The following is a 14,835-nucleotide window of genomic DNA, read 5'->3' as shown; positions in this document are numbered from 1 at the left end:
GCATGATTTTTAAATATCGCTGGGCGATTGCTCTTGTAATCGTTGCTTGTTTCAGCGTATTTCTCTACCAAAGCTTTAAAGGTCAGGCGAGCTTTGTCCAAGAGGCAGAAACTGATGAGACCATTGAGCACCTAGGACAATTAGTAAGCCCAAATCAGCATACTTCAATTGCAGCCGTTCCCGCATTTAACTTCCAGCAAGACCAAAAGCCACATATTGCATTAGGATTACGACTTTTTTTAGACTCACAGCTTTCTTCTAACGGTGAAGTGAGTTGCGAGTCATGTCACCATATTTACGATAATGGTGCTGAGGATATTCGTGTTTCAAAAGGTGTAAAGGGCGAAGGTCACCGGAACTCGCCAACGGTGTTCAACATCGGGCTCAACACGCGTTTCTTCTGGGATGGTCGAGCGAATAGTTTACATGAGCAAATCGACGGGCCAATACATAATCCATTAGAAATGAACAGTAATTGGGGCGACATAGTGGCACGATTATCTAACCAAGCCAGTTATCAATCCGCATTTGCTAAACATTATGATGAAGGTATTACCGAGCATACGATTAAAGACGCGTTAATTACCTTTATGATGCAGCTCAACACACCAGATGCTCCTTTTGATCGTTACCTTAAAGGTGAGCCTGAGGCCCTCTCCCAAGTAGCCGTTCTTGGTTGGCAAAAGTTCCAATCTTTAGGTTGTATCTATTGTCATCAAGGCCGCAATATTGGTGGTAATCTGTTTCAGAAGTTTGGCAGCGTTCAATCTGTTACTGCGCTTAATGCTGATCTGGGTCGCTATGAACAAACCCGCGATACCAATGATAAATACGTTTATCGAGTGCCTAGTCTACGTAATGTTGCCATTACTCCCCCCTATTTTCACGATGGCAGATCAGAGACATTGGAGGAGGCCGTAGTCGTGATGGCTAAGGTGCAATTGGGTAAGGATTTAGAAGCGAAAACAGTCGTAGAACTTATTGCATTTCTGGATGCTCTTACAGCGCCAAAGCCTCCTATTCTTAAGGAATTAAGTCAATGATCTCTTTAAGTTATAAGACCCGCTCCAGCTGGTTGGTCGTATTTGCTACATTGATTTTGATTGTCATTGCAATGCAGCTGGCTAAAGTTAATATCGTACAGAAATACCAGTACGCTTATACGGAATTAAGCCATGACATCCTCTCTGTTAGGGATGATGTTTTTAAAATAGAAGTGACCAATGGACAAGATTACGATGTAATTTCAAATGCTTTAGTTGGCACTGAACGACAAGTTCAGCTGCTACAAGTGAGTTTACAGCCAGAAAACATCTCTGTAATTTCTTATTTACTATTAGGTGATCCGGAAATTGTTTTACATGCAAATCAATTGTCTGCCTCCGTTGCCGCGCTAGTAACGGATCTTGAAACTACATTGAGGCTTAAAATATCTCAAGAATATTCAAAACATACTATTAATTTATTACAGCAAGATCTATGGCAGAAAATGCCTGATAACGACAATCGAATACATGTGATTGGGCAAATAATGGCGTTGCCTATTTCCACTATTGTAAGTCCAGAGTTGGCATCTTTAAGTAGCTATCAAAGCTTAAGTATTCATACGGCACTCCTCGCTACTATAAAGCAGCAAATCTCAGTTAAGAATCATCAAATCCTTAATGGAAAAGTGAGAGAAGATATCAGTGAACAGGAGTTTTTTTGGCTATCTATTGTTGAAAAAACTAAGTTAAACTTATTATTTAGCAGTATGTTATTGATTGTGATTTTGTCTCTTTACTACCGGGTTCAGCTACAAGAGCAAACGCGCAAAGAGAGGAGTATGTTACAAAGCCTTACGGCATCAGAGAAGGAGAAAGATCTATTAGCTTTAGTCGCAGAGCACGCACAAGATGGTTTTATTATTACTGATAAACAGGGTTTAGTGACATGGGTAAACAAAGGCTTTACTACCATCTCCGGCTATACGCTTGATGATATTCAAGGTAAAAAACCAGGTGATGTATTACAAGGTTCTAATACCTCAAAAGAAGATGTAGGAAAAATTAGCAGTGCTATTCGGGGGCATGAATCCATTGAAGCTGAGATTGTTAATTATCACAAAGATGGTAGCCCCTATTGGATCGATATGAGTATCAATGCTGTCACCGACAGTCATGGTGAAGTCAGTAACTTTATTGCGGTAGAAAGGGATACCACTGCACGCAAACAGATGCAGGATGATTTAGCACAAGCCGTGGTAAAAGCAGACGTATCCAATAGAGCCAAATCAACGTTCTTAGCTACAATGAGCCATGAGTTGAGAACGCCACTAAACGGTATTTTGGGAATGGCGCAGATTATAGAACCCAATCTCGATAATCCTGAACACCGCAAACAGATTCAAATTTTACTGGAGTCAGGTAATCATCTAACGTCGTTATTGAACGATATTCTTGATTTCTCAAAAGTGGAGCAGGGTAGGTTAGAACTAGAAAATGAAGTGTTTAACTTCAACAGTGTGCTTGACCCCATCACTAATACGTACGAGCCGATATGTGGTGAGAAAAATATTCAACTTGTGGTTACTAATGACATTGAAGAGGGCCAATCATTTAAAGGCGATAAAGCGCGGATCAGGCAAGTGATTTATAACCTTTTAAGTAACTCAGTCAAGTTCACTAAAGAGGGAAGTGTCTCATTGGCATTTAAGCAGGGCATTAATATAGAAGGGGCTTTAGGTGTAGAAATAAAAATTTCTGATACCGGTATTGGTATTAGACAAGAGCGATTGGCCTCTATTTTTGACCCATTTACCCAGGCAGAATCTTCAACGACTCGCCAATATGGCGGAACGGGTTTAGGGTTATCAATTGTTAAACAACTTGTTGAGTTGATGAATGGCACGATATCCATCACCAGCGAAGTCGGTAAAGGTACCTTTTTTGCAGTCTTTATCGCTATTGAAAGAGCTAAAGCTAAGCCTAAAGCGGCGGTAGTTACAGAGAGTGCGCACAATCACTTACCCGAAAGTATCAACATATTAATTGCTGAAGACAATAAGATAAACGCTTTAGTGGCGAGGACATTCTGTCAACGCTTAGGTCATACCGTTGACGTTGCAAAGAATGGTTTAGAAGCAACACAGATGGTGCAGCAGAAGCATTATGACTTGGTTGTGATGGATAACCATATGCCTGAAATGGATGGGATTGAGGCAACCCAATATATTCGCGATGAACTTAAGTTAGACATTCCTATCTTTGCTTGTACTGCTGACGTATTTCAGCAAGCGCATGACAACATGATCCGTGCTGGTGCCAACCACGTTTTAACCAAACCTTTGCAAGAACAAAGTTTTAGAGATGCGCTGAGTCAACATGCGCATATTATTTGTAAAACCTATCTATCGCATGAAATTAGCAAAACTAATAATAGCGATAATAAGGTCGTCGCCCTTGCGCGCCATAAAGAGGAAGATCTTAATATTACTGAGGCCGACATTGATTTTAAGCAGTTACTTGCGCTTTATGATGATAATCATACTAAAATCGAGGAGGAGGTAGAGCTGTTTAAAATGTTTGCCGAAAGCAGCATCAGTCAATTGATCCACGCCTATGACACTAACGATGTAAAAGAGATCCATGCTCTGGCTCATTCAGTTCAAAATATGGCGGCAAACTTCTATGCACCGCGATTACATAATTTGGCAAAAGAGATTGCAGCTATTACGGTAATGGATGTGATACCAAAACTGGAGTCATTACAGCACCTCATCAATTTTCTAGAAGTTAATATTCATCAGAATCAAAGGTTTATTTCGAGAAAAATCAATCAAGATAAATCCAACCAAGCGATTTAGTGAACTTAGGATTGTACGTTAAGCTTAAGTGATGTTTTAGTTTGATAAGGCTGGTTACAGATGAATGTATGGGTGCGAGAGTGGCAATGTATTGCTAGCTTAAGTCGATTATCGTGCTTATTGAGTATGCTGCTGATGTTGACGTCTTCAGTTTTATCTGCCAACCAATGGGAGCAAGTTGACACCCCTTATAAGGGGAGTGTTGCCGCGATGGGCAGTTATGCTAATGGTTGCTTGGCTGGAGCGGAGGCACTGCCTTTGTCTGGAGAGGGATTCCAAGTTATTCGCACCCAGCGACAGCGCTATTATGGTCATCCGTTACTTATCTCATTTATCACTGACTTTGCCAGTGACTTTCAACAAAATGACCATAGCGATCTATTAATTGCGGATATGTCTATGCCACGCGGAGGTAACTTCAGCCATGGTCATTCAAGCCATCAAATAGGGCTAGATGTGGATATTTGGCTTAAGCTGACTGAGCAACCGTTAACGGTTGCAGAGCGAGAGCAACCACAGCCTTTTGATATCGTTAATACTAAGCAATTCACGCTTGATAATCAGCAATGGCTGCCCGAGCATACTCGCATGCTGAAATTGGCAGCTGAAGACAGCCGCGTAGCGCGTATTTTTGTTAGTCCGGTGATTAAACAACACTTATGCAATATGGAGTTGGCCAATGATAGCTGGCTTAGTAAAGTCCGCCCGTGGTGGGGGCATACTTATCATATGCATGTAAGGCTGCATTGTCCTGAAGGTGATGCTCGCTGCATTAATCAGGCCCCGATACCTAAGGGTAATGGCTGTAATGAACTGAGCTGGTGGAAGCAACAGATGACTCAAATCAAGCCTAAATCCACCTCTAAAAAGTCCGCAAAAACGGCTAAAAAGAAAAAAGAAAAGGTTAAGCCAAAGCAGTGTGCACAGCTACTCGACTATAGTGCAGCTAAATAACCCTTACCTTCAGTATCAATAAAAAAAGCCCTGCATCGACCGATGCAGGGCTTTCGTTTTCAGTACTAATTTTTGAGTACTAGTTTACGAGCTTAGCGCGTAGCCGCCCTTTAGGTGAGACACTTGCTCAAATCCTAGTCGGTGCATCGCTTGCGCTGCAATCATTGAGCGACTGCCGCTGCGACAAACCAATACCCATTGTTCATTTTTATCATCTTGGTGCTCTTGAATAAACTGCACTAAACGCGTTAATGGCACGTTCTGACTCGATTGCTGTGAGTGGTTTAGCGCATATTCATGCGGCTCTCGAATATCAATAATCTTCACGTTATTGTCTTGCCTCATTGCCGCTTTGAGACTCATCGCGTCATACTCTTTTATCTTCGATTTATGACAGTTCCCAATGATTGCACCACACATGATTTCGGTGCCAACTTCGTCATTTAGGTGCGTATCCAGTAAGGCTTTTTGTTGCTGAAAATTAAGTTCTGGAAGGGCTTCGTTTAGTACCGCATTGAGTAAGTTATTGCGACTAATCTCAGCCTCTAAGCTAGTGGTAAATTCATTATTGTAATCATGGCTGGCACAAATCAATGTACTGCTACTAATGCTATCTCTGATCAACTTCAAACTATGAAACAGGTCCTGGCTGCAGCTTGAGTCAAAATTAGTTCTGCCTAGACTACCCATCAATATGGTATCACCGCAAAAAGCGTATTGTGTTTGCTGAGGCATATTATCCAATGCTAAGGGCGTTACGCATAACAGTAAACTAATGCTATCGCGAGTGTGGCCGGGAGTCGGTAGCCTGACCAACTGTTTTGAACCAATGCTAATCGTTTGGTATTGCTGACCTAAGTGTTCAGTGGTGTCTGGAGTTTCTGGCCAACCTAATACATCAGATTGTTGCTTTGCTAAATAACGTTCAACCAGAAGCTCACGACCAGATTGGTGATCGGCATGGCCATGAGTATCGATGGCGGCGACTAGCGTCAGCTGCTGACATTGCAGCAAGGTGTCGAGTCTCTGGATCAGCTCTGGCAATGGGTCGATAATTAACGCTTGTTTACTTGATGAGTCGACATAGACCCAAGTGCAACTCGCGCCAGAGCGTAACTGCAATAAGCCATCTAATGGTGTTTTGTCGGAGATATTACTGCTGTCGTCTAATATCATGCAGCTTTGAGTGAGGGCTTTTGAAGCGGTTTTAATGCGCAAGCAAGCAGTGTCGACTTCTGTTTGAGTCATAGCGGGTCCAAAGGACATGCGAATAGCGGCTTCACTTTGCCAAGCAGGTAGCCCCATTGCGTCTAGTACGAAACTTCTGCTGACTTTAGAGCTGCAGGCGGACCCTGAGCTGACGCGAATGTTGGCAGCATCAAAAAGGTCCATGATCTCTTTGCTGCTAAAACCGGGCACGGCAAAGTTAATGGTAGTCGCAACGCTATGGCTAAAGCTGTTGTTAAACACAATCTCAGGAAAGCACTCAACTAAGGTATTAGCCATTTGCTGTCGATAGTGTGTCAGTTGTTCACTTGTTGAAAATGTTGAGTTCTCAGGGCACAGCAACATCTCAAATATAACGTTAAGCGCAGCCATACCTGGCAGGTTTTCAGTGCCTGAACGTAGACCGCCTTCTTGACCTCCGCCGGCAATAAAAGGCGTGAACGGCGCAGTATCTCGAATATAGACGAAACCAATGCCTTTCGGGGCATACAGCTTATGACCACTGAAGGGAGCGTAATCGATGCTGGTGTTCTTGAGATCTAGCTCGGTTTTACCTAATGCCTGAACGCAATCAACCATCCAAAAAATACCCGGGTTGGCGCTGCGAATTGTGTTTTCCAAAGCTGATAGATCTTGAAATACGCCAGTTTCATTATTAACTGCCATAGTGCAAATCATCAGTGCATTGGGTGCCTCGAGTCTAATAAAGTCATGATCAAGTAAGCCAAACTCATCAACTGGAATCGCTTTTACTGCAGCCGCAATCCCCAACACGTCAAGCCAGTGCTTCAATGATTCAGGTACAGCTTTATGCTCAGTGGCACCATAAAGTACCGAGTAGCTTTGATTTGCTGACATATTACTCTTTGCTGCAATCAGCGCCGATAAGATTGATGTTTGGATCCCTTCCGTCGCACCACTGGTAAATATTAGTTTTCCCTCTCCCGTTCCAAGCAGCGTTTTTGCTCTTAGGCGAGTTTGTTCCATTAAGTTTTTCGCTTTTAACCCAGTGATGTGGCTACTACTTGGGTTGCCAAAAAGAGTTTCCATGGCCGATAACGCGGCGGCGGCAGCTTGAGGCAGTACTGGGGTGGTAGCATTTGCATCAAGGTAAATTTGGGTCAGTTCAGGGGTGTTATTCATTGTTTTTAGCTCTTTATTGTTATTGTTTTATCGCCAAATGCTGCTTATAACTTTTGGGAATAACTAATATCTTGACGCTATATTAGCAGGTTGGGAATAATGATCAAGATCACATTCTCTCAGTTGTGGTTGCAATAAAGGTGAGGGCGGAGCGGTGATATAATTAATATTAACAAGGACGGTGTGAATCGCTTTAAGCTCAGGCAATGAGTTGAATGCAGGCGCTTATAAATAGAAGCATCGTGCGGAATAGGCCATAAAAAAGCGCCGATAAATCGGCGCTCAAATTGCGTTGGTCGCGTGTCTTATTGGGTCTTGGCTTTAACCGTCTCAATAAGCGCATCCCATTGCGGGTATTGAACTAAGCTTTTCGATAAGTCCCCCCAAGGTTGCATCGTTTGTTGTTTAAAATCGATGGAGTCGGCTTTTCCAAGCTTGAGCTCATACAGATAATAAAAAGCCGAGGCGCGGTAATTTGCGGCGCAATGGATCAGAATATTTTTGCCTTTATTGGCGTCCATGATGGCAAAAAACTGCTCCACATTGGCGACAGTAGGCTGCTTCCAGTCTACGTCTATCTGTTGATATTGCATGCCAGCGCTGGTGACTAAACTCGCTTCGTCGTCATGGCCACTAGCATTGCCTTTGGGAATGAGGTTGATCACTAACTCAACACCCGATTGCTGCAATATAGGAAACTCCGCTTTAGTCGGTAGCCCAGATGTGATGATGCTGCCCTGATTAAACTGCACTGCTTTTAAGTCTTGTAACTGCCTTGGTGCAATTTCTGCAACAGCTATTGAGCTAAGCAAACTGGCGAGTAGAAAAATAAATCTCATTATATTGTCCCTGTTTATGTTGCGCTAGATTTTAACTTTGATGACGACCTTTCGAACCTGTTTTGGCGTAGCACTGGTTCCAGGCATATGCATATCTTCTGGAAAAAACAATGCAAACATCCCTGCTTTGAAGGGAATAAAGGCTGCAGCCTCTTTATTGGATAGGTAGTCAAACTCGGCGTAATCGTGCTTAGCAAAATAGGGCTTTGAAGGTGTTTGGTCTGCCAAAGGCAAATAGCCAAACTCCTCTTCACCACTGACAACATATTGCACGTCAATATACTGCTGGTGGACTTCAAAAGGCTCAACTTCTCGAGGCTTAGTCTGATAATCATTGACGATAACAAACAGATCTTTGCCTTCAAGCTCGTATGTTCCGACTTCAAGCAGGCTAAAATTGGTTTCACTCAGGTGGGCAAGCGCTTTAGCGATGCGGGGGCTGATGTGGCTGTATAGTGCTCGGTTCGCTAAGGTATCTACAATCATAATGTTCTCATTCATAAGGTCTTTCTAAGCTAAATAATGACTGTTAGCGTAGAATTTTAATAAATAGAAGTTTAGCGTTATCTGCTATTAGGCGATACAGGATTTAACTTCAAAGGTGATAGTGATTCCGATAACAGCATAGCCCACTCATGGGTATGGCTTAATGATCGTTGTATTTTCCATAATACATCCTTGTTGCTTCCATTGAAGATCAAGTTTACGGTATCTAGGATCCAATAAAAAGTTAATTAATTTTAGGGTTTAATGTGTCTTCTTTACGATTTATTGCGGGTCCAAAGGCTTTTAAAACACTTAACGAAAATGGTTTTAAACCAGAGTTGTTTAGCCAGCTATTAGCAGCATCGGGTGGGCCTAAGTGGATTGGTATTGCGGGGCTAGACAAATATTTATTTGGTGAGTTTTTCAAATCACTCGCGCAACCTTTGCATACCTTAGGCGCTTCTTCAGGAGCTTGGCGTCTGGCTTGTTTAGCACAGAATAATCCACTGGCGGCATATCAGCGGTTAGAAGATCTTTATATCGGACAACGTTACGATAGCAAACCAACAGCAGCAGAAGTGTCGACTCAAGTAAAAGGGATCCTCGGGGGCTTGCTAGGCAAGCAAGGGGGAGCTGAAATTGTTTCAAATGAATTTATAAATAGTCATTATATTGCCTGTCGTGGACGTCATTTGAATCGTGTTACAGGTAAAGCGCCACTGGCATTGGGTCTAGCGGTAGCTGCGGCGACCAATCTTGTTAGCCGTAAAAGCTTAGCGTGGCATTTTGAACGTTATGTCTTTGGCGTGCAGCAGTCATTATCTCCTTTTTCTAAGCTCACAGATCTTCCCAGTCAATTTTGTGGTTTATCTGTAGACAATATTCACCAAGTGTTACTGGCAACAGGATCTATCCCTTGGGTGTTAGCGCCAGTCACGGAGATCAAGGGCGCACCGAATGGGCACTATTATGATGGTGGCATTACCGATTATCACTTCGATATTCCATTAACGGCGCCAACAGGGCTCACGCTTTACCCACATTTCTTTCCACGAATGTCACCTGGATGGTTTGATAAATCGTTACCTTGGCGAGATGCAAAACAGAATTACGACAATGCACTGATCCTGGCGCCAACGGATACATATATAAGAAGCCTCCCCCACAGTAAGTTGCCGGATCGTAATGATTTTACTCATTTTGACTCCGATTCAAGAATTCAATATTGGCGTAAAACGGCTGCGATGAGTCAAGTCTTAGCAGATGATTTGGCCGATGTCATCGATAAAAAATCTCTTGCTGGCAGGCTCGAGCGACTGTAAAAACCTGATCTAAATGCAATAAAGTAACGTATTTACCTGTCTAATTAGTGAACAGTTCAATAAGGTGGCTTTCTGGCTGAAATTTAACCAGCTGCTACACTTTATCTTTACTGATGATCGTCAAAATGATGGTCTGACCTACCTATCGAGGAGGTTGTTATGCGAACAGAAGAGATGGCGTTATTGATGCACGATACCTTGCTGTTACCTGAGGGAAGGGCAGAGATCCGTGTGGTTGATCCGGCTTATCTGAGCATGATAGCCGAAGTGTTGAAATTGCATTACCCATTAGTGTTCGGCATGAGTAAAGCCAATAGTCATCCGCCTTGTTATGAAATGGCGACCCAGTGCGAGATCATTGATTTCAACCAGCTGGATGATGATTCTCTCGGCATCGTTTTACAAGGTAAGCAAAGAGTACGCATTTTGTCTGCAGCTCAGCGTCGAGATGGTGTTTGGATCAGCAGAACATTAGCCTGTAATAATTGGCAGCAAGAGCCAATTTACGGTGAGTTCGAGTTGATTAGTGCCGCTTTAGAGCAGTTTTATGAAGTAAACCCTGATCTCTTTGGCTTGTACGATAATGATGTACATCTCGAAGATGCATCATGGGTCAGTCAGCGCTGGTTAGAGGTGTTACCGCTGTACAATAAAGATAAGTTACGCTTATTGAATCAACCTAATTGTCATAAAACCATGAATTTTGTGCTTGAGCTGATTAAGTCCCACGCCAATGCCAAATCTTATTAAGCTAAACTGATATTGGTATTAGCTTTGAGATTAGATCTGCCCTTTATGAGCTATTTTTTGTTAAAGTAGCGCTCAGTTTTATGCTATCAGTATTAATTTTATGAGCCATTCCGTACGCGCCGCCCAAGCCTCCTATATCGTTTTACCAGAAACGGTTACCGATAAGCCATCCGTATTAAGTTTTTTAGTCAGCCATTTTAAAGCGATTGATGAGGCCGTTTGGATTGCTCGGATCGAAAGCGGAAAAGTGCATTGGCGCGACGGACAACTCGTTACCTTGGACAGCGTATTTATCCCGCGAGCTCGGGTTTATTATTACCGCGAAGTGCAGCAAGAATCGTTGATCCCATTTGAAGAAAAAATACTGCTACAAAATGAGCAAATTATTATTGCCTTCAAACCGCATTTTTTGGCGGTTAATCCCAGTGGTAATTTTGTTAATGAGTGCTTGGTAAATCGCCTGCGGATAAAGACAGCTAATGAGCAAATTGTTGCTGCCCATCGACTAGACCGAGCGACGGCTGGAGTGATGTTATTGTCTCTCAATGCCAGCACTCGCCATGATTATCATCAACTTTTTAAAAATGGTAATATCACTAAAACCTATCAGGCAGTCGCCGTTTTATCCGCTTCGATACAAAAGCTTATTGAAGCTACCGAGCTAAGCTTGCCGACTCGCTGGACGGTGAAAAATCGATTAGTGAAGGCTGAGCCTAGCTTTATGATGAAAATGACTGATGGCGAGGCTAATAGTCATTCTGAAATTAGTTTAGTCGCAGTCAACGGTAATTTGGGGCTATTTGAGCTCACCCCCGTGACAGGCAGAACGCACCAGTTACGGGTGCATATGATGAGTCTGGGTATGCCTATTTTGAATGACAGACTTTATCCTGAATTACTCGATAAAGCGGCCGATGATTTTAACAAACCATTAATGCTGGTTGCTAAAAGACTGGCGTTTGTTGACCCGTTGTCAGCGGAGTTTATCGACATTAGTTGTGATGGACTGCAGCTGTAAGGATGGTTATCTAGCGGTGCCTAGGTGGTAAAAACTCGGTTTCGCTCATATCGGCATGCAATACCGCAATTTTGGTTGGCGCGCCATTTTTAGCCAGTTCGACTCTGCCTATCCCACTCTTATTCATTAAGCGTTTGCTGCGTGCGCCATTGGGGCGACGACCACGGATCGACATACGTTTACGCTTAGTGAAAAAATTGAGTGGTGAGAAATAGCCGTATAACCAACCATTGAATTTGTCGAAGTAGGGCAGTAGTTTCTCTGGAAATTGATTTTTAATACCACTACAGGTGATCTGGTAAATCGCCGGTCCCGCATCTCTAAATCGAATACTAATATCGTAGCTAAACGAATAATGAACATCACCTGAGAGGATCACAAATTGCTCGGGCGTTTTACGGTGTTGGAAAATACTCAACAGTGTATTAGCGGTGCCTGGATGTGCCATCCAGTTCTCGGCATCCACCAGTAATGACGCGCCGCACCACGTCGCCATTTTTTGTATGGTTTCAATAAGCTTGACTCCATACATAGGGGCTGGCGAAACAATAATCACATTGGGTTGATTAACCAGTTCAGCTTGAAACTCCATTAACGCTTCCCAATCCATCAGGCCAGACGGTTTACCCAGGTTGGACTCGCTACGCCAGCGGCGAGTCCGGGTATCTAGCACGATAAGTTTAGGGCTAGTGTCCAAACTGTAATGCCAGTGCTCAAAGCTAAGCAGGGTATCGATAAGGGCATCTTGGGCAGAACTTGTGGGCGATTTAAAGAGGGCGTCCAGTTGTGGTCGAATTTCAGCATCAAATTTGGTTGGCGCATTACCGAGACCTTGAAATAGCGTATAGGCGATAAGTGCGTTGCCTATAATGCGTTTTGAAAAGGGATGATTATACGCCGCCAGTTCCCACCTTGCGGTTAAATTCCAATCATCGGTAATATCGTGGTCATCGAAAATCATATAGGTCGGTATATGGGCAAATAAGCGACGTACCTGTTGCAGGCCACTTTTAAACGCCAGCAAGTGAGTCCATTCACGCTGCCAACGCAACGTATTAGCGTTGCTTAAGCCACTAACATCTTTGGGGATATCGATCAGTTCCCACAGCTCCGGTGACCAACTCAGCAGATAAAGCGCAATCAGTTCGTTGAGACTGACCAGATGATTTTCTGCAATGGATGAGGTGAAAATAGGGTGGTTGATATACCAACGCTTAATTGCCGTTTTAGCCTTATATTGCGTTTTGGGTAGCAAGTTAATATGGCGTTGATACATGGCTTCAGGCTGATAACTTATCTGTTCACTGCCCGCGAGACTGCAATCATTAAAGCGCTCTTGGGTTAAGCCCAGCAGTGAAATCACTTCACCAATCGCATAGATCATTGGCCCCGCAATATCATCCACATAAACCTGATCGCCACTTAACATTAGCAATGATGGACGCTGTTGCAGTGTGGCTAATTGCGATATCTGGGTGTCGGCGGCAACGAGAGCATCGCCACTATGGTGGTGGGGGTTGCGACATGATCCATGGAGTAAATTATCAATTTGTGGCTTAACGATAAATTCAATGTCGGTACTGTCGTTGTAAGTAAGCCCCTTTACGTCAGCAAATATATTCGCTTTGTCAGCGCAGCTTAGTTGATAAGCCAAAGGGGTGTCGCGAGGTAGGAGTTCGGGTTGTGATACGCATATTAAGTACTGAAAAGCATGCTGGCCAAGTTCAATAATATGAACTTCATCATCTGTGAGTTCGCGTGAAAAACCGGCGTTGGCTATCGTTAAGGTTAACCTTGATAACCGTTCGCGGCTCACGAACCATAACGTAAAATGTTGCTGATCACAGTGACGTAAACTGGGGCCTGCAATGATGAGTGGCAGCGCATTTTCAGACGACATTAAGTAGTTCTTTAGTGAAAAGTAATCTATACCCATCTTACCTGAATATGCAGAATTCAGTGGGAATTTAATGGGCTTTAATCAAGGTCAGTGATTGCTCCTGCTTAACTGACATTCACACCTTCCTTGGTGCTTGCATTGATTGTCTAATGGTCGTTCCCTTGGTTAAGAGTAGAGCCCATTAAAACCTATCGCAGAAGGCGTTGTGCAAGGCCACTTCGTTGTTGCAGTATCTTAAAAGGGAATAACGATTTCTACGTTAATGTGCCTAGAATTGAACTTGCACAACGGCTCTGAAACGAGCATTTTCAAGTAGGATGGGTTATATCCAGAGTAAACCAGTGCTTAGATGAAGAAAAGCACTTAAGCTAAGCAGCGGCTAATTCAAGGGGGAAAGCGATGGTTAACGTAATGGTAACGGGAGCAACAGGTTTATTGGGACGAGCGGTGGTGCGTGAGTTACAGGCAAATCCTAATAATCAGGTAATTGCTTGTGGTTTTAGCCGTGCTCATGTGGATATGCATAAACTGGATTTAACGCAATCTGCCAGCGTTAAGGTATTTGTTGAAACTCACCGTCCCGATATTATTGTACATTGCGCTGCAGAACGTCGCCCCGATGTATCGGAACAAAATCCTGCTGCGGCGCTCGCTCTAAATGCTGAAGCAACACAGTCGCTAGCCGATGCTGCGAGTCAGTCCGGTGCGTGGTTGCTGTATATTTCGACTGATTATGTATTTGATGGCACTGCGCCCCCTTATATTGAAGATGCACTTACCCATCCAGTTAATTTTTATGGCGACTCAAAACGCCAAGGTGAAATGATTATTACTGACGCCAAGCAAGATTTTGCCATGTTACGTTTGCCGATCCTTTATGGCGAAGTTGAAACGGTGCAAGAGTCTGCGGTGATGGTGTTACTCAATAATCTACTCGATGCTACAGAGCAATATATTGACGATTGGGCGGTGCGCAGCCCGACATCTACTGCAGATGTTGCCACGGCAATAGCGCAAATGGTGGTGCTTAAAGCCTCTGGAGCCACCTTAGCGGGAAATTATCATTTTAGTGCTAGCGACACCATGAGCAAGTATCAGATGCTATTGATCATGGGGGAGTTACTCGGACTGGGTACTCAACATCTTAACCCTGTGATGTCGCCCACAGATAGCGTAAATCGGCCCCATAACTGCACATTAAGTTGTGAGAGACTGGCCAGTTTGTCGATTCAAACCAAGGTACCGTTTAAGGTTGGAATCGGACAGGCATTACAGCAGTCACCAAGTGCGATGGCCATGCTTAAACAAGCAGGTTAACCCTCCCTAATGTGATAAGAAAATAATAGTGATAG

At 43.5% G+C, this 14,835-nt stretch carries 11 protein-coding genes; 7 read left to right on the top strand and 4 right to left on the bottom strand.

What is annotated here, in order from left to right:
* Positions 1 to 2: 2 nt before the first annotated feature.
* The 3 genes from CXF82_RS12445 to mepA are packed head-to-tail and all read left to right on the top strand — an operon-like array spanning position 3 to position 4,798.
* Positions 3 to 1,043 (top strand): cytochrome-c peroxidase, encoded by a 1,041-nt coding sequence (locus CXF82_RS12445; protein ID WP_102044276.1) that lies wholly within the window; start codon positions 3 to 5, stop codon positions 1,041 to 1,043.
* Positions 1,040 to 3,844 carry a PAS domain-containing hybrid sensor histidine kinase/response regulator gene (locus tag CXF82_RS12440; protein WP_102044275.1) on the top strand — a complete coding sequence of 935 codons (2,805 nt, stop codon included), beginning with the start codon at positions 1,040 to 1,042 and terminating at the stop codon, positions 3,842 to 3,844. Before CXF82_RS12445 ends, CXF82_RS12440 begins: the two co-directional genes overlap by 4 nt.
* 60 nt (positions 3,845 to 3,904) lie before the next feature.
* Entirely contained in the window at positions 3,905 to 4,798 is an 894-nt protein-coding gene (gene mepA, locus CXF82_RS12435; protein WP_102044274.1) for a penicillin-insensitive murein endopeptidase, read from the top strand.
* 84 nt (positions 4,799 to 4,882) lie between these two features.
* On the opposite strand, the gene CXF82_RS12430 is transcribed toward mepA, so the two are convergent.
* The 3 genes from CXF82_RS12430 to CXF82_RS12420 all read right to left on the bottom strand — a co-directional run bounded on the left by CXF82_RS12430 (position 4,883) and on the right by CXF82_RS12420 (position 8,493).
* Positions 4,883 to 7,168 (bottom strand): aminotransferase class V-fold PLP-dependent enzyme, encoded by a 2,286-nt coding sequence (locus CXF82_RS12430; RefSeq protein ID WP_102044273.1) that lies wholly within the window; start codon positions 7,166 to 7,168, stop codon positions 4,883 to 4,885.
* 305 nt (positions 7,169 to 7,473) lie between these two features.
* Positions 7,474 to 8,007 carry a protein tyrosine phosphatase family protein gene (locus tag CXF82_RS12425; RefSeq protein ID WP_102039171.1) on the bottom strand — a complete coding sequence of 178 codons (534 nt, stop codon included), beginning with the start codon at positions 8,005 to 8,007 and terminating at the stop codon, positions 7,474 to 7,476.
* Positions 8,008 to 8,031: 24 nt separating this feature from the next.
* A complete protein-coding gene (locus CXF82_RS12420) occupies positions 8,032 to 8,493 on the bottom strand; it encodes a NanQ anomerase/TabA/YiaL family protein (RefSeq protein WP_102044272.1) in 462 nt (153 codons plus the stop codon).
* Positions 8,494 to 8,759: 266 nt separating this feature from the next.
* Here CXF82_RS12420 and CXF82_RS12415 point away from each other — a divergent pair, with 266 nt between their 5' ends.
* The 3 genes from CXF82_RS12415 (at position 8,760) to CXF82_RS12405 (ending at position 11,583) form a co-directional block, all read left to right on the top strand.
* Positions 8,760 to 9,815, top strand: coding sequence for an alpha/beta hydrolase (locus CXF82_RS12415; protein ID WP_102044271.1), 1,056 nt, complete (start codon positions 8,760 to 8,762; stop codon positions 9,813 to 9,815).
* A 159-nt stretch (positions 9,816 to 9,974) separates the two neighbouring features.
* Positions 9,975 to 10,565 (top strand): LON peptidase substrate-binding domain-containing protein, encoded by a 591-nt coding sequence (locus CXF82_RS12410; protein WP_101090286.1) that lies wholly within the window; start codon positions 9,975 to 9,977, stop codon positions 10,563 to 10,565.
* 100 nt (positions 10,566 to 10,665) lie between these two features.
* Positions 10,666 to 11,583 carry a pseudouridine synthase gene (locus CXF82_RS12405; RefSeq protein WP_102044270.1) on the top strand — a complete coding sequence of 306 codons (918 nt, stop codon included), beginning with the start codon at positions 10,666 to 10,668 and terminating at the stop codon, positions 11,581 to 11,583.
* Positions 11,584 to 11,593: 10 nt separating this feature from the next.
* On the opposite strand, the gene CXF82_RS12400 is transcribed toward CXF82_RS12405, so the two are convergent.
* The gene (locus tag CXF82_RS12400; RefSeq protein ID WP_102044269.1) at positions 11,594 to 13,483 is read right to left on the bottom strand and encodes an alkaline phosphatase D family protein; all 1,890 of its coding nucleotides are present in this window, start codon (positions 13,481 to 13,483) and stop codon (positions 11,594 to 11,596) included.
* Between the two features lie 399 nt (positions 13,484 to 13,882).
* Between CXF82_RS12400 and CXF82_RS12395 the strand changes: the two genes are divergently transcribed.
* Positions 13,883 to 14,800, top strand: coding sequence for a dTDP-4-dehydrorhamnose reductase family protein (locus CXF82_RS12395; RefSeq protein WP_101090283.1), 918 nt, complete (start codon positions 13,883 to 13,885; stop codon positions 14,798 to 14,800).
* Positions 14,801 to 14,835: the final 35 nt, after the last annotated feature.

The sequence above is a fragment of the Shewanella sp. GutDb-MelDb genome, from assembly GCF_002836075.1.
In the GTDB taxonomy this organism is placed as follows: Bacteria; Pseudomonadota; Gammaproteobacteria; order Enterobacterales; family Shewanellaceae; genus Shewanella.
The sequence above is the reverse complement of the archived record's forward strand: the minus strand, read 5'-3'. Positions and strand labels throughout refer to the sequence as shown.

Coding starts and splice junctions, on each gene's coding strand:
- CXF82_RS12445 (WP_102044276.1), top strand. CDS start 3: ATGATTTTTAAATATCGCTGGGCGATTGCTCTTGTAATCGTTGCTTGT.
- CXF82_RS12425 (WP_102039171.1), bottom strand. CDS start 8,007: ATGAGATTTATTTTTCTACTCGCCAGTTTGCTTAGCTCAATAGCTGTT.
- CXF82_RS12405 (WP_102044270.1), top strand. CDS start 10,666: ATGAGCCATTCCGTACGCGCCGCCCAAGCCTCCTATATCGTTTTACCA.
- CXF82_RS12420 (WP_102044272.1), bottom strand. CDS start 8,493: ATGATTGTAGATACCTTAGCGAACCGAGCACTATACAGCCACATCAGC.
- mepA (WP_102044274.1), top strand. CDS start 3,905: ATGAATGTATGGGTGCGAGAGTGGCAATGTATTGCTAGCTTAAGTCGA.
- CXF82_RS12440 (WP_102044275.1), top strand. CDS start 1,040: ATGATCTCTTTAAGTTATAAGACCCGCTCCAGCTGGTTGGTCGTATTT.
- CXF82_RS12430 (WP_102044273.1), bottom strand. CDS start 7,168: ATGAATAACACCCCTGAACTGACCCAAATTTACCTTGATGCAAATGCT.
- CXF82_RS12410 (WP_101090286.1), top strand. CDS start 9,975: ATGCGAACAGAAGAGATGGCGTTATTGATGCACGATACCTTGCTGTTA.
- CXF82_RS12395 (WP_101090283.1), top strand. CDS start 13,883: ATGGTTAACGTAATGGTAACGGGAGCAACAGGTTTATTGGGACGAGCG.
- CXF82_RS12400 (WP_102044269.1), bottom strand. CDS start 13,483: ATGTCGTCTGAAAATGCGCTGCCACTCATCATTGCAGGCCCCAGTTTA.